Genomic DNA, 15,731 nt, shown 5'->3' with positions numbered 1-15,731 from the left:
CATCACTCACTCGCACACGCTTGCAAACACTAATAAACAAGGATTTAGGGGGATGCTGTTGAGCCAACCCCCCTTACACATCAATTACTGCAATACTTCGCGCCGATAAATAATTCTGTCATTACCCCGGCTGGAGCCGAAAATGGCCTCACCTTGCAGGTTGCCGTCATTGGCACTCGTTGGGTCAGACAACCAGAGTGGCGATGATGGCTGTTTTGCCAAATCGACCTTGTAGGGAATGCGCACCGAGATGTCCGGCTTGGCAAAGTGGAACAAGATCTCCCCGTCTTTCGCCAGTGCAGCATCCCCACCCGGTGCAGAACTACCCAACCCCAACTTTATCTTGCGACCCGCCCCCAGATTCAGCTCGCGAGTCGCCGCATCAAAGGTGTGACTCGGATTGAGGAAAATGAACCCCTGATTGGCCAAAGAGAGCTGGGTACATTTATCTTCCTTGTTATCTTCCTTGTTTTGCAGCCAGTTGCCCGCTTCGTAATATTGCATCTGCAGTGGAATGGCCAGCGGCGCCGAGGCCAGGCCCGCCGCCGTACCAACCTGCAGGCGGCCGTACAACAGCTTTTGAGTACCCAGCAGCACCGCATTACACCCCGATCCGGAACATGTCCCAGCGACAGCAGTATTCATATTTGGATTAGCCAACAGTGTATTGCCGCCATCCTGATCATCGACTTTGAGACCAAAGCTCAACGTGGCGAAAGGTGCTTCTGGACTCGCTGCACGATCAAAGCGGGTATTCAGCCCCAAAGGTGACTGCTGATTAACGCTCGCAATACCACTTGCCCAGCTGAGCGAGGGAGATAGTGTAATACGCTTGTCTCGCGCAACCCCATCCAGAGCATTGGCAGCCACCATCTCAGCAACCCCTTTAGCGAACGCCCCCTGATAGTTCTCTGTCGTCCCTTTCTGCAGATTGCGTGCAGTGAGGACAAAACCGCTGGCAAAGGGCTGGCTCATATATGTAAAGGCATTGCAGGCAGGCGTGATAAAACCATTACTCAAACTGTAATCCCAGGGTACGAAGCGGCCCACCGGCATGCTGCTGGCGGGAGGGATGGTATAGCCGAAATAGCCCGTAGATATAGTGCTTCCTTCTGGCGACTTTGCCGCCGGTGGCGTCGCCGTCATCCGGAACACTCCCACCTCGCTCACGGTCTGGCTAACGTTATTGGCACTGTTGGCCGCAGCCACATGGCTATAGGCGGTAGTACCCAGCGTTGCATTGGTGCCCGGATTGGGTGCCACCAGCGTACTGCCCAGAGCAATATTGGGCAGGGAAAAGTTGGGCGTAGTCTGATTCCCGACGCAGATATCCCCATCATTGGCGGATTCCCAGGCCATCGCCTTGATATCTACCTGGAACGCCTCCCCCGCTTTTTTGAAGACCGGACAACTGCTGTCACCAGCCGCGCAGCCCCCTTGCGGGGGCGTAATGCACAGGCCGACCGGACGTGCCACAAACGTGTCGGCCCCCTTCATCACCAGACCCGCCGTCTCACCACTGCCATTATGACTGGCTGAAAGCTGCATCTGACCCGCATCCGGGTAGGTCACTTTTTTCAAGGTCGCTTTACCCTGATTATCAAAAGCCAGGTTAAGGGTGGTTGGCGTTGGTGAAGGAACACTGGCGGCATAGGTAGCGATGGCATTGCCATCTATCGAGATCTTGCTACCAAAGTTATTGGTATTTGGATTGTTGTACGTTCCCCAAAAGCCGACAGACCTCACGCCGGTAAATCCGGGCACACATTGCTTGGTAATGTCGTCTTTTTTGACCGCACTGATAGTCACATCCTGAGGCTGGTTGGAATAAGTATCAGGCACATCAAAGAAGAAACCGCTATCGGCAAAGTTCAGGGTACAGGCTGCCGCACTGGGCGTACCGGCCCCGGCCTTGCACAAGGTGGTACTGAATGGCTTGGTCGTCGGAGTCGAGCCGGAAACGCCTATGGTCACCGCGGTCGGCGTATTGTTGCGCAACTGCACCGTGGTCGAACCGCTGCTAAAGGTCACCGTATTGCCGCCAATCCAACCATTGCTGGCAGAAGTTGGGGTAAGACTCAGGGTTGCAGTAACCGGGTCTGTGATAAGCGTGGAACATGCTGCATCGGCGCACGCCTTGACCGTCACCGTCTCGGGATTGCAGGTCAGTGGCTGACCGGAGTGATCAAGTTGGAAATGATCAATCTGCACCCCGATCGGGTTGGAGCGCAGGGCGCAGATCTGGATATCATCCAGCTCATGGTTATTGTTGGCGCCTCCAGTTGACCCTGTAAGCGACAGCAAAAAATCTGCAGGAACCTGCTCCTGCCCAGCGGTCGCCATCGCATCGAATGGCGCAACCAGGGTACTAAATCCGGAGCCAGTGTTTCTATCCAGCGAGACCATGGAGCGGCCAGCCACACGTGAATCAATCCTTAACCGATAGAGATGGCCGGGCTGGGCGGAACTGGTGCCACTCACATCAATCTTGGGATTAAGATTGGCCGCCGTGCCTGCCAAATAGCGATAACTTGAACCGACGCCCCCCCGAATCGCAATTGCTTGAGCACGGAATCCCGGGCCACCAACTTTTCCTTCATTACCGTTGGAAAAGTTTCCATATTCGTCAAGACCGACGCCAAGCCAACCACCGGCAAAACCGGGCGTTCCATTATCACGTTGAGCATAACCGAGCGCGCCACCAAAACTACCAGGCTGCGGGGTTACTGTCGCATCAGAAAGAATCACCGCTAATCCATCCCCCCCGGTATTAAACCAAGTGGGTGACCATGCATAATAACGAAAGGTTACTTCAACCAAGTTGTTTGCAGCCGGGAATAAACGCTGATAGGTAGCAGAGGTGGCCTGATTGCCAATATTTCGGGTCATCCGCAAGCGACCGCTCTGAATAGATGGCAACTCACTATTATTTCTCTGAGATACAACCCAGTTATCGCCCAGACTTGGTCTCGAAAAATCGTCACTGAAACATTGTGACAATGGGGTATCAGCACTTATATTTATCACTGCATTGTTATACATCAATAAATTGCGAGCACTGACTCGACCATTGATAACAGAACTACCTTCCATTGTTAGCGTTTGATTGCTGTAAACATAGCCATCAACACGACTGCTGCTATTCATAGTTATACTGTTATAGCCAAATAATAGAATAGAACCACCGTTTGCACGTAACAAGCTGGCATTTTCTAGTGATGTAGAGTTATTGACAAATATTCTTACCTGTCCAAGAGCCTCAATGAGGCTACCACTAAATAGATTCAACGAATTTATATAATAATCACCAGCCGGAAGAATGGCCTTGCCACCATTATTGATTGTTAATGTCCGTAGTCGGTATTCACTCTGGCTATCTGAAAAAGTGAGCCTGCAGCCATTATTAAGTGTGAGGTCTCGAAACTGACTTTGCACATTTGAACCAATGAGCAGTGAAGAGTTACAGGTTACGTTACCGCCTGCGTTAGAACTGGTTAAAAATACGTTTTCACCGGTGATGGGTAATGCAAGCTCCCGGGAGCCCGCGATGGTACAACGCCGATCTCCACTATCAACTGTATCGCAACCTCTTTCTGGTAATGGGGAGTTTGAAGAACAAAAATTTAAATCAGCCCCTTGTGTACCATTGATACGAGCAGTGCCATATTGTTCCAGACGCCCCCCACTACCGGTTGAGCAGGTACCTCCACCATCACCTCGATGCCCTTGCGCCACCGCGGGAAAAAAGGTTTCACTATCAATCTGCTGAAACGCCCCTGCTGCGCCACTAAATAGCCACACGGCTGCGACGATCCATAAATTGCGCATCAGGGAGTTCCTCCATCATAAGCTTCGACCATCAGGGTTCGGCTCACGGCAAAATCAGGGTTGGCACTGTTAAGGTCGGAACTGCCACAGGTTCCGACACTCTCGAGACGATAGCCATTGGTCACAGATCCGTTGTAGGTCACCGGCACCGTGGCGCAACGAACCACAGCCTGACAGTTGGTCAGCCCTGGATTGCTGGCAAAGCTGAATGGGCTGCTTGCCAGGCAGACTGCAGGTGGGTTCGGTTGGGCAAGCGTGCGCTTGGGGAACAACCGATAGAGCGCCACTTCCAACCCGCTCTGGGCGACCAGCAGAGCCCGCACGCTGCGCACCTCCACGGTATTTTTCTCGCCGCTATCGACCAGAAAACGGCCCATTGCAGCCGCCAGCAGCGCCATCACCACAATCACAAACAGGGCGATCATCAAGGCACTGCCTCGCATCCGTCCGAAAGCCTGTGGATCAGGGCACATTGAACACCTCTATCTTGTGGTTGAAGGTGACCGACTCCCCCTTGCGTTCGAACACAAAGCGCATACCAAACTCCCCTTCGGCGTTAAACGCCGAGGTTTCCCGATAGAAGGTGCCAATACGAAGGGAATCCGCCATCAACACGCCCTGTGCAGGTAAGGATGCTCCAATGGAGGCAGTGGCACGGGTCAGCGTGTTTCCTTCCACACAGTAGCGAACCTGCTGGTTGGCAAAGTAGACCCGGCTGCCTGGAGAGAGGCCAGTCAGACTCTCGGTGCTGGTATAGCGGATGGTTTGCGCTCCGGATACGGGCGTCAGCACATCGGTAACCCTGGCTACGCAGCGGCCATAATCGCAGCCTGCCGTGAGCGAACCGACTTTTTTGTCCGGCACGGGGAAGACGATCAGCTGATCATCTTTTTTGACGGCAGTGGCATCCACATCCAGCGGATTGGCAGCAGAAGCCGGGGTCGCCATCACCAGCTCAAGGGTGGCCGTGCTCCCCGACATGGCGCGGTTAAGTGCCAGATAGCGGCTCGAGGTGCTGATGGGCCAGAACCGCAAACAGGCGCCGGTGTCGACCCATGTCCCGCCAGTCGTCTCGATCCGCTCCGATCCCGGCACCGCATCGCGCAGTTCGCGGTTAAGCCGCTCCATGGCGAAGCGGGCATCGCTCATCAGCTGCTCGCGGCTGCTGGCATCGCCATAAATCTGGGTACCGATACCGATAAACTGGCTGGTAAACGTCGCCATTATCCCGAGCAGCAGGATAACCATCACCAGCTCGACCAGGGTAAAGCCACGATTACCCTGAGGTTTACGGTCGGTTCGATTGGCCGCCAGGCGTAATCGAACGCCGGAAGTGGTTACAGGCGCGGACATTCGGACAGGCAAGCAACACCCGACAGCGGAGCGATCCATCAGTAATTACCCCGATAAAAAGAGAAGTCGAGCACGCTCTGATCCGGTAGCTTGATCTGCAGATCAATGCGCTTGCCCACCGAGCAGGGCGCGGCACAACTCTTGAAGGTGCCGTCGCTGAAATCGGCTCCACTCACCGCAATTTTCACCTGATAGTTGCGATACTCCTCGCTGCTGACTCCCACCTCAGGTTGGGTCAGCGTGTTGGCATCCACCCAATTACCTGCGGTATCGAAATCATCCACATCGTTATAGGCATAGGATGCGGGCTCGCCATCCGGGCCATAACTGGTGGAGCAGGAAGAGATGGCCACCCCTGCCACCTGCTCGCCACAACGATAACGACCACCGTTATGATCCGAATGTTCATCAAACGACTTTTGCAGGATCTCGCCGGAGAGGCGCTGGGCCAACTGGGCGGCACGCACCTGCTGCACCGGATCCACCGCCTGCGGCGCCTGATTGATGAGTAACCCCAATATGCCGGTCAAGGCCACCGCCAGCAGCACTATGCCGACGATCAGCTCAATCAGGGTGAAACCACGCTTAAGGGATCTCATGAATAAACCCCTCGGATTCAATCTTGATACGGCTGGTTTCACGACCATCGGTGACTTGCAGCTCGCAGCCACCGGCGCAGCTACCAAGCGGGCGGCCCATCTGATCGAAGCGGAGTACGAAACTTTTGTTGCTGTTCAGGGAAAGAGTGATTCCGTCAGAGGCGGTCACCAACCGACCACGGGTGTGCTGATTAGCATTCCAGCTCGATATGGCCGCAGGATTATCACATGGGGATTCTGTGCTGTGGCCAAATTGGCCAGATTCAACAAGTAGTGAGGTACAACGATTGGCCGGTTCGTGCATATTGACGGTCTGTACCAGCCGCAGCCGGGTCAGCAGTTCGTCACGTACGGTTTGAGTTTCAAAGCCGCCTTTGCCCAGCCATTTGGGCACGGCAAAGGCGGCTAGAATCCCGAGTAACAGGATCACCATTACGAGCTCGATAAGGGTAAAGCCTCGTATTTTGGACACTGATACTCCGACTAAAAATGGGAGGGTTTCCCCTCCCCAAAATGTTTTATTTACCGCAATCAGTGGCTACAGCAATGCTTGGTGCACTTCCAGCAGCACCAGGTTGAGTGTAAGTGACCGAGCACTTGCCATTGGCTTGATCATTAGGCTTGAAAGTACCAGGAGTACCTGACACAACAGCCCAACCGTCCAGAGTAACAGTCTTGTCAACATCAGTAGTGGTTGGATAACCATAAATAGTGTTAACAGTGGTACCTGCAATTGAGACAGCCCCTGAAGTTGACTCAATTCCTTGAATAGCGGCTTTGCTATAAACCATTTGTGAAGCACTCTGCAGCGATGCTTTAACTCCATCAGCAGCTGCTTTACGAGCATCATCCTGCAGATTCAGGAACTTGGGTGCAGCGGTGACCGCCAGAATACCCAGAATGATGATCACGATAACCAGTTCGATCAGGGTAAAACCCGACTGTTTTTTCATTTCACTTTCCTCTGTTAATTAATATTTGTGGTCACCTGACCGGACGCCGGACGGTAACTGAAACTCATAAATGCATCAGTCTTGCCTTGCGGATCCTGATGCTTGCCATCACTGCCCTTACTCAAACTATTGACCAAATAGTAACGGCAGACCGAATCCAGTCCATTACTGCTCACTGTGGCATAGTATTTCAGGTCATTGCCGCTACCGCGCACTTCATTGAAGCTGGCCGTAGCCTTGGGCGGGTTTTGCAGTAACCCTTCCCAAATATTGAGACAACGTTCGGCGGTCAGATTAGCGGGATCCACATCGGGATTACTGCTTGCAACGGTATCCATGGGATAGCCGGGCGACAGCTCGCCGTTGCTGATCTGGGTATCGGTCGGAGTGGTCAGATAGAAGCGGCTGCCGTCATAGAGCACGGTATTGAGGCTGTCCTGTTTGGCGCGACCTTCCGCCTCCCATTGAGCACGCACCAGCGAAACGCCGGTAGCAAAACCGCCGGAGACTCCCTCGACGCTGGCCTTTTTCGCTTCATCTGTCACATCGAGAAAGCGCGGCAGTGCAGTCACCGCCAGGATCCCCAGGATCACGATAACGATCACCAGCTCAATGAGGGAGAAGCCGGCAGACCGTCTCCTCATCCCGTTTTCCGGCATTGTTGGTGCCATTGGTTTCATTGTCATGCTCCCTCCGTAATGCCCTACATTATTTCATGCAGACCCAAAAAAATCATGTAGTTGGGTCATATGATTAGTTTCATTCAAGGCTTTTTCATCACCCGCCCGTCAGAAAACTGATAAACCAGCCAATAACGATCCCACCCCATCTCGCAACCACTGCCATCGGGGCGGGCCAGAACCTGCAGGGGAGGCATGCCCCCCTTCGTCTCACCCATCAGTGCCAACCACAACTGGCGGCAATTTTCCGAAGGTGATTGCAGCGGCACCAGCCCCAGGGGCCACCCTCGGGCATCAAACTGCCACCCCTTGCCAGCGACATGCAGTGTCTGCGGGCGCCGCTCATCGAGCCAAATGCCGTGCAAACGCTGTGCCCGCTCGGCAAATTGCTCCCCCAGCAAGGTGAGAGTGAGCTGCTGCGCCTCTTCCCGGTGGCCCTGATAGCTCCGCACCAGGGTCGCCACGATCACCATCAGCAGGATGATCACGGCGATCCGCCGATATCCGGTCAGCCAGCGATCATCCTGCTGCGTCTGTCTGCTCATCCAGCCCTCGACTCCACCGATCACTTGCCTCATACGGCTCGCATCATGTCCCACCACTCAGGTGTGAAGATATCCAGTTCCAGCAAGATTACTTGCCGCGAACTGCGCGCATCATGTCCCACATGGGGGTGAAGATACCCAGAGCCAGGATCAGTACCATCACCGCCACGATCCCGATCAGGATCGGCTCGATCCGAGCGGTGAGACTCTTGAGGTCATAATCCACCTCCCGCTCGTAATACTCGGCCGCTTCGTGTAGCAGGTCATCGACCTGACCGGTCTCCTCCCCCACGGCGATCATCTGCATCACCAGCGGGGTGAACAGGCCGCTGCTGCTGGCGGTGCGCAGCAGGCTCTCGCCCCGCTCGATACCGGCGCGCATATCCCGCACCCGCCCCGCCATATAGGCGTTATCCACCGCATCGGCCACCAGGGTCAGCGCCGTGTTTAGCGGCACCCCTGCCTTGAGCATCATGGAAAAACTGCGGGCAAAACGGGCCAGCAGGGAGCGCTCTATGATGGTGCCGACGATCGGCAACTTGAGCTGCCAGCGGTGCCAGGTCAGCTTGCCCTTGGTGGTGGCGACCCAGCGGCGCCAGCCGAACACCATCCCCGCCAGAATGGCGAGCAGCAGCCACCAGTAGTGGACGAAAAAGTGGGAAGTCGCGAGCAGAATGCGGGTCGCCAGCGGCAACTCCACCCCGAATTTGGCGAACATGCCGGCAAACACCGGGATCACCATGATATTGAGGATCACCATGGCGATACCGATGGCGATCATCACGAAGCTGGGGTAGCGCATGGCGGTCTTGATCCGCTTGCGAGTCTCCAGCTCCAGCTCGAAATAGTTGGCGAGCTGCAAAAAGGCCTCTTCCAGCTGACCAGTGTTCTCACCCACATGGATGATGGCAACAAACAGGCTGCTGAATACCTTGGGGTGCGCCTGCATCGAGCTCGAAAGCGGGCGACCGTTGCCGAGATCTTCCCCAAGCGAATGAAGCGCCCGCTTGAGCGGCTTGCTGTGAGTGCTCTCCTCCAGCCCGGCGATGGCGCGCAGGATCGGGATCCCGGCCCGGGTCAGGGCATACATCTGGCGGCTGAAGATCACCAGCTCATCCAGCTTGACGCCCCCTTCCAGCAACAGTGACCAGTCGATGGCAGCGGATTTGGCCTTGCCCGGTTTGAGCTCGGTGGGCATCACGCCACGGCGCATCAGCTGTTCGGCGGCCGCCATCTCGTTGGCCGCTTCGACCACGCCACTGGTGGCGTTGCCCTGGCTGTCACGCCCCTTGTAGGCAAAGTTAGCCATCGCTTACCCCAAATCCTCGGCCAGTCGCAGCACCTCATCCACCGAGGTGATCCCCTGACGGGCATAATCGAGGGCCGTCAGGGCCAGCGGCCGATAGTGTTCATGTTGACGGGCCGCCTTGGCGAACCCTTCCGCATCATTGCGGCGCAGGGCATCCATCATCGGCTGATCCAGCTCCAGTAGCTCGTAGACCCCGATCCGGCCGGAATAACCGGTAAAGTTGCAGCTCTGGCAACCCCGGCCCTTGTGATAGGTATGCTGGCCAGGCGCCTCGCCGGAGAGCACGGTGAGCCAGGTGGCCTGCCCTTCGTCGGGCGCCTTCTCCTCGACGCAGTGCTCACATACCCGCCGCACCAGCCGCTGGGCGACCACCGCCCGCAGGGCACTCGCCACCAGATAGCCGGGCGCCCCCATGTCGATAAGGCGCAAAGCACTGGTCACCGCATCGTTGGTGTGCAGTGTGGTCAGCACCAGGTGACCTGTGATGGCGCCACGCAGACCGATCTCTACCGTCTCGTTGTCCCGCATCTCGCCCACCAGCAGGATGTCCGGATCCTGACGCAAGGTGGAGCGCAGCACATTGGAGAAGGTGAGGCCGATCTTGGGGTTGACCTGCACCTGATTGACGCGGGAGAGACGATACTCCACCGGGTCTTCTACCGTGATGATCTTGTTGCTGGACTGGTTGAGCTCGGAGAGAGCGCCATAGAGGGTGGTGGTCTTGCCGCTACCGGTCGGGCCGGTCACCAGAATCATCCCGTGCGGGCGTTTGAGCTGGCGACGGAAACGGGTCAGGATCTCAGGCGGCATGCCGGTCTCGGTCAGCGACAAGATGCCAGAGGATTGATCCAGCAGACGCATCACCACCGACTCGCCATATTGCACCGGCATGGTGGACATCCGCACATCCACATCGCGGCCGCGCACCTTCATGTTGAAGCGACCATCCTGCGGCAAGCGCTTCTCGGAAATATCGAGCCCCGCCACCAGCTTGAGACGCAGCACCAACGCCTGGGCGATGCGCACCTCGTTGAGGATGTTCTCGTGGAGGATGCCGTCGATCCGCTGGCGAATGCGCAGCACCTTCTCGTCCGGTTCGATGTGGATATCCGACGCACCTACCTGCACCGCATCCTCGAACAGGGAGCGCAGCAGCTTGGCCACCGTCGCCTCTCCCTCGTCGTTGGCCCCCAGATTGCTGGAGCCCAGCTCGAAGCCGGAGTCCTGATATTCCTCCTGCAGCTGTTCGGCGAAACTCTCAATCTCGCGGGTACGGCGATAGAGGCGGTCGAAATACTCCAGCAACTGCCCTTCCCGCGCCACTGCCAGCACCATGATGCGCGGGCTGAGCAGGGCGGCGATGGCATCCAGCGCGCTCAGATCCGCCGGATCCGACATGGCCACCGTCACCTTGTCGTCGGTGAGGTTGACCGCCAGTGCCCGATAACGGCGCGCCTGCACTTCGGGCAGCAGCGGCACCGCGGCGGCGTCGATGGTGAGGTTGTTGAGATCGAAGAAGGGCACATCCAGCTGGCGGGCGAGGAACTGCAACAGCTGCACCTCGCTGATAAAGCCGAGGTCGATGAGAGTGGTGCCCAGCTTGCGGCCGGTCTGACGCTGCTGCTGCAGGGCAAGCTGCAGCTGATCATCAGAGATGATCTGCTCTTGTACCAGCAGGTCGCCGAGGCGCATTTTCAGTCTGGGTTGTGCCATGTTTGCTCCGATCTCTGTTACTTCACACCCGTTGCCGCATCCGATTAGGCTTAGCTAATCGAACCTGCTGTTTATCAAGGGGTTAGTTGACCAATTCGTTGTTCCAGCCAGTTGGTCGACGCCTCGCCGAGGTTGCCGTGCAGCAAGGCGTTGCGATAGGCATCGAGCGCCCGCTGGCTGTGGCCCTGACCATCCTCGGCCACGCCGAGGCCCAGCCACCAGCGGCCCTGATCCGGCTGCTGACGCAGCAGCTTCACATAGAGCGCCGCCGCATCGGCATTCTGGCCCAGCTCCTGAGTCAGCCCGGCCCAGGTGGCGTAGTAGTCCATGTTACTGGCGAGATCCGGCTGATAGCCGGACAGCCAGCCAAGCGCCTGCTGCTGCTGCCCCTCGCTGATGGCAAGGCGGGCCAGCAGCAGACGAAAATCGGCCTGCTGTGGATCGAGCCGGATCCCCTCTTCCAGCAGCTGACGCGCCTCGGTCAGACGGCCCTCGCCGTAGAGCAGCCCCGCCAGCTGCTCGCGCGCCCCCTGATTGTAGGGATCGTGGGCCAGCACCTGATAGTAGTTGTCCTGCGCATCCCGCAGGCTTCCCTTGGCCATGGCGGTAGTCGCCTTGCGCTCCGCCAGTGCCGCCAGCTCCTTGGCCGACAGCTCCACCGTCTCGATCTTCAATACGCTCGGTTTGCGCGGCGCGCTGGCGACTGCCTGCTGCTCTGCCGCCAGTTCGGCGTAAAGCTCGGGCTGCAGCTCTTCATCGGTCGGCTCCGTCTCGTCAACATCGCTGGAGGCATCAAAGGGCGCACCGTCGGCCATGCCATCCGAGTCACTCTCGCCTGCCTCATCATTCACCTCATTCTGACTTGGCAGCGGCAGCGCGGCCGCCACCTCGACCGGCTCGGGCGGGCTGACGGGCGCGGCGGCCCTTGCCACCACATCGGGAATCACCGCATCGGAGGCGATCACTTCACTGGCAGCCGTCACGGTATGGGTCTGCTGCCAATAGATCCAGGTTCGCCAACCGAGGATCCCCAGTGCCAGACCGCAGATCAGGGTCAACAGCAACATCCACCATCCCTGCTGGCGCGCAGGGGCAATATAGACGGCAGCACCTTCGGATCCTTGCTGGCGCCGATCCAGATCTTTCAGCATCTGGTTGATAACGCTCATGGCCAGACTCCATAAGCCAAGGCGCACCCCAGCAACAGTAACAGGGGCCACCAGCGCCGTGGCGCAAAGCGGCTCGCATCGTCGGTATCGCGAATGGCAAGCCGGACCAGACGACTGTCGACCTGACGCACACCCTGACCATAGGCCAGCATCAGGCACTTCTGCGCCAGGATATTGATCAGTCTCGGGATCCCTCGCGATGCGCGCCACAACAGGCGCATGGCTCGACCTGCAAACAGCGGTGCCCCGCGGTAACCGGAGACCTGCAATCTGTGCTCCAGATAGGCGCGGGTCTCGTCAAAACGCAGCGGCCGCAGGCAGTAGGAGAAGCCAATCCGCTGGCGCAGTTGGCGCAGATGCGGCTTGGCCAATCTGGCATCCAGCTCCGGCTGGCCGAACAGCACGATCTGCAGTAGCTTGCTGGATTCGGTCTCGAGGTTGCCGAACAGGCGGATCGCCTCCAGCGTCTCGTCCGGCAGCGCTTGCGCCTCGTCGATCAGCACAACCACCCGACTGCCCTGCTGGTGCAGGCTGATCAGGTGACGATGGATACGATCGGTCAGATCCAGCTCGCTCTGATCCCGTACCGCCAACCCCAGCTCCAGCGCCAGCGCGATGCGCAGCTCGGCCGGAGTGAGGTGGGGATTGGGCAACCAAGCAAGCCGCACCGGACGCGCTTCCGAGCCCAGCTCGCTGAGCAGCTTGCGGCAGAGCAGGGTCTTGCCGGTACCCACCTCGCCGGTCACCTTGATAAAGCCCTCCCCCTGCGCCAGCGCCCAGTTAAGCACCTGCAGCGCCTCTTCGTGAGGCGGCAGGCCGTAGTAGAAGCCGGTATTGGGAGTGAGGCTGAACGGTGCCTCCTGCAGGCCGAAGTGGGTCAGGTACATGAGACCTCACCTGCCACGACAAGCAAGCAGCCTGTGCTGGCAAGGCAGCACAGGCCGTTCGGGATAAGGGTGACCGCATCTGGTGTCATGGGTCAGCCCTTGGCCGGATACCACTTGTCGAGCAGCTCGGAGGAGCGTTGCAGCTCGTTTTGCCAGGTATCTTTCTCCACCACGGTCGGTTTGAGCATGATCACCAGCTCCACCTTCTTGGTGCTCTCGCGGCGGTTGGTAAAGGCTTCACCCACCCAGGGAATATCCCCCAGCAGCGGCACCTTGCTGACGATCTCCTGCTTGTCGGTCTTCATCAGGCCGCCGATAACGATGATGTCACCGTTATTGGCCTGCACCACGGTATCGGATTCGCGGATCGAGCTCTTGGCGAGCGGCAGTTGCAACTTGCCACCCGAGGTACCCATGTCGATCACCTTGTTTTGCTCTTCGGTATCGATAACCGAGGGATGGATATGCAGCAGCACCTTCCCCTCTTCATCGATCTGCGGCGTTACGTCCAGCGCTATACCGGAGAAGAAGGGGGTCAGCTCCACGTTAGGTGTCTTGTCTGTGCCCGTCGAGGTAGTGGTAATGGTGGTGGACGCATTGGTGACGTAATACTCGTCCGTCCCCACTTTGATCACCGCCTTCTGGTTGTTGGTCGCGGTGACACGGGGACTGGAGAGGGTATTCACATCACCCTGGGTCTTGAGCAGGTTAACCGCTACATTGAAGTTGCCATCAGAGATGGTAAAGCCAGCCCCCCCCCCGAGCGCAGTAAAGATCTGGTTGGGGGTGGAAGGCAACTGGGTATTGGCCAACGACTTGCCACCGGTAATCCCCTTGTTGCCATCCCAGCTGGCGGATAGACCGCTCCAGTCCACCCCCTGCTCATACCCTTCGTTGAGGGCGACTTCGATGATCCGCGCCTCCAGCACCACCTGCCGCTTGAGGTGACTCTCGGACTGAGTCAGGAATTCACGCACCGCCTTGAGCTCTTTCGGATAGGCGCGGATGGTGACCAGACCCGCCTGCGGGCTGGTGATCACAGCGCGACCGTCACCCGTGCCAATCAGGGTCTGCAGGGAGTCGCGCAGATCGGTCCAGTAGTCGCTGTTGGTGTCGGTTTCGATACGGGTGCCGTTGTTGTTGTCACCGCTCGAGTTGCTGCTGGTTGAGCTGTTGCTGCCGCTGTTGTTGTTCGATGCACTGTCAAAACTGCTGTCGCTGCTGTTATTGCTGTCATTGGCCGTCACCCCGCCTGTGCTGACCGAGGTGCGGGAGAGGCCACGACGGGACATCATCAGATAGTTGACCGGGATGGTTTCAGTACGCAGACCCGCCGGATAGATATGGAAGACATTGCCCTTGCGCTGCACGTCGAAGCCGTACATATCGCCCACCACCGCCAGCACCTCCGGCAGAGTCACATCCTTGAGCTCGACGGAGACCAGCCCGGCCACCCCGGGGTGAACCGCCACGCTGTAGCGGGAGCCCTTGAACAGGGAACCGAAAAACTCCACCGCCTCCACGTCGTGAGCCGCGATACGCAGCCGCTTCTCCGGCATGCCGACCGGCATCTGGGGCCGGTTCAGCTGCAGCAATTCACTTTGCACCGATTTGGGCAAAGCGGTCAGAGGGGCAGCCTGTTTCTGCTGTTCGTTCATGGCCTGTTTGAGAGCATCCTTCGCCTGGGTCGGCTCGGGGTGCTGATACGTGGTACAGCCTGCAGCCATCATGGCCACGGTGATCAGACAGAGACGGTGTTTTTTCATGTAATTAGGGCACCCTGACTTGCAATTAAACTCGATAAAGCCGATTCACCTCTCGAGAGGCAAGCACGACTCAAACCCGGATCTTGCTGGCAAACAGTGTTACCGCATGGCGTTTTCCCGCCTTTTCCAGCACCACGGCATCGGCATTGATGGCCACCAGCGTATAGCCGTCCACCTGTTGCCCGACCCGATAACTCTTGCCATTGAGTACCGCCAGTGCCGGGCCATTGCCCAGCACCACACTCTGCAGCTTCGGCAAACCGGCACTGCTCTCGCCAGTTGCACGGGCGCCAACCGCCACATCCGCCAGCGGCGCAGTGGGATCCTGCAATACCTCGACCTGCTCCGCCTGTGCCAGCAAGCTGAACAGGCAACAGCACAACGCAAACACTCTAGCCACGGATAAACTCCTTGCTGGTACTCAGGGTGTAGATCTCCATCTCCACCACCGCGCCGGGATAGGCTTTGACCTGATAGTCGAACTGCTTCCAGTAAAAGTGGCGCGGCAAGGCTTCCAGCGCTTTAAGATATTGATACACATCGAAATAGCCGCCTTCAAGCTGAAGCCGGATACCATGCTTGTAGAGATTGACCTTCTGCTCTCCCGCCATCAGCGGGGTCGGCTCCAGCGAACTGAGGGCCAGCATGTGAAGGTTGGCGGAGCGGGAGAGCAGCGCCTCCAGCACCAGCGGCATCTCGTGCGCCGGGATCAGATCGACGGTCTGTGCCTTCAGCTCATCGTCGATCCGGACCAGATCCGCTTCGACCTGCGCCAGCTGGTCGCGAACTCCCTGATTGGGATCCCGCTTGAGCCGGGCCTGTTTGCCGAGGTTTTCCAGCTCCATGATCTCGAGGTCGCGCTCGGCGGCGCTCAGGGCCATACGATCCTGCTGCAGGCGGGTATCGGCGCCATCGAGCCAGCCGTAGAG

General features: G+C 57.9%; 15 protein-coding genes. All 15 read right to left on the bottom strand.

Annotated features, from left to right (window positions below; all coding sequences use genetic code 11):
* Positions 1–84: 84 nt before the first annotated feature.
* On the bottom strand, positions 85–3,828 hold the full coding sequence (locus AACR14_RS13050) for a DUF6701 domain-containing protein (RefSeq protein WP_026035084.1): 3,744 nt from the start codon (positions 3,826–3,828) through the stop codon (positions 85–87).
* Entirely contained in the window at positions 3,828–4,253 is a 426-nt protein-coding gene (locus AACR14_RS13045) for an MSHA biogenesis protein MshP (protein ID WP_156808828.1), read from the bottom strand. Before AACR14_RS13045 ends, AACR14_RS13050 begins: the two co-directional genes overlap by 1 nt.
* Before the next feature lie 37 nt (positions 4,254–4,290).
* Positions 4,291–5,181, bottom strand: coding sequence for a type II secretion system protein (locus tag AACR14_RS13040; protein ID WP_019446491.1), 891 nt, complete (start codon positions 5,179–5,181; stop codon positions 4,291–4,293).
* 38 nt (positions 5,182–5,219) lie between these two features.
* The gene (locus AACR14_RS13035; RefSeq protein ID WP_019446490.1) at positions 5,220–5,780 is read right to left on the bottom strand and encodes a prepilin-type N-terminal cleavage/methylation domain-containing protein; all 561 of its coding nucleotides are present in this window, start codon (positions 5,778–5,780) and stop codon (positions 5,220–5,222) included.
* The gene (locus tag AACR14_RS13030; RefSeq protein ID WP_019446489.1) at positions 5,767–6,252 is read right to left on the bottom strand and encodes a pilus assembly FimT family protein; all 486 of its coding nucleotides are present in this window, start codon (positions 6,250–6,252) and stop codon (positions 5,767–5,769) included. The genes AACR14_RS13035 and AACR14_RS13030 overlap by 14 nt, the downstream gene beginning before the upstream one ends.
* A gap of 46 nt (positions 6,253–6,298) precedes the next feature.
* Positions 6,299–6,733 carry a prepilin-type N-terminal cleavage/methylation domain-containing protein gene (locus AACR14_RS13025; protein ID WP_019446488.1) on the bottom strand — a complete coding sequence of 145 codons (435 nt, stop codon included), beginning with the start codon at positions 6,731–6,733 and terminating at the stop codon, positions 6,299–6,301.
* Positions 6,734–6,747: 14 nt separating this feature from the next.
* Positions 6,748–7,419, bottom strand: coding sequence for a prepilin-type N-terminal cleavage/methylation domain-containing protein (locus tag AACR14_RS13020; RefSeq protein WP_050547839.1), 672 nt, complete (start codon positions 7,417–7,419; stop codon positions 6,748–6,750).
* Positions 7,420–7,496: 77 nt separating this feature from the next.
* Positions 7,497–7,958 (bottom strand): hypothetical protein, encoded by a 462-nt coding sequence (locus AACR14_RS13015; protein ID WP_026035079.1) that lies wholly within the window; start codon positions 7,956–7,958, stop codon positions 7,497–7,499.
* Positions 7,959–8,046: 88 nt separating this feature from the next.
* Entirely contained in the window at positions 8,047–9,267 is a 1,221-nt protein-coding gene (locus tag AACR14_RS13010; RefSeq protein ID WP_019446485.1) for a type II secretion system F family protein, read from the bottom strand.
* 3 nt (positions 9,268–9,270) lie between these two features.
* Positions 9,271–10,980: an MSHA fimbrial ATPase MshE gene (mshE, locus tag AACR14_RS13005; RefSeq protein ID WP_005340025.1), complete on the bottom strand. Its 1,710-nt coding sequence runs from the start codon at positions 10,978–10,980 to the stop codon at positions 9,271–9,273.
* 74 nt (positions 10,981–11,054) lie between these two features.
* On the bottom strand, positions 11,055–12,149 hold the full coding sequence (locus AACR14_RS13000; RefSeq protein ID WP_019446484.1) for a tetratricopeptide repeat protein: 1,095 nt from the start codon (positions 12,147–12,149) through the stop codon (positions 11,055–11,057).
* On the bottom strand, positions 12,146–13,036 hold the full coding sequence (mshM, locus tag AACR14_RS12995) for an MSHA fimbrial biogenesis protein MshM (RefSeq protein ID WP_019446483.1): 891 nt from the start codon (positions 13,034–13,036) through the stop codon (positions 12,146–12,148). The genes AACR14_RS13000 and mshM overlap by 4 nt, the downstream gene beginning before the upstream one ends.
* A 92-nt stretch (positions 13,037–13,128) precedes the next feature.
* A complete protein-coding gene (mshL, locus tag AACR14_RS12990) occupies positions 13,129–14,802 on the bottom strand; it encodes a pilus (MSHA type) biogenesis protein MshL (protein WP_019446482.1) in 1,674 nt (557 codons plus the stop codon).
* Between the two features lie 70 nt (positions 14,803–14,872).
* Positions 14,873–15,202, bottom strand: a complete 330-nt coding sequence (locus tag AACR14_RS12985) for a SctD/MshK family protein (RefSeq protein WP_019446481.1) — start codon at positions 15,200–15,202, stop codon at positions 14,873–14,875.
* Positions 15,195–15,731: hypothetical protein (locus tag AACR14_RS12980; protein ID WP_019446480.1), on the bottom strand; the 537-nt coding region annotated here is incomplete at its 5' end. The genes AACR14_RS12980 and AACR14_RS12985, both read right to left, overlap by 8 nt.

Source organism: Aeromonas sp. 159, assembly GCF_963862045.1.
GTDB lineage: Bacteria > Pseudomonadota > Gammaproteobacteria > Enterobacterales > Aeromonadaceae > Aeromonas > Aeromonas veronii.
The sequence above is the reverse complement of the archived record's forward strand: the minus strand, read 5'-3'. Positions and strand labels throughout refer to the sequence as shown.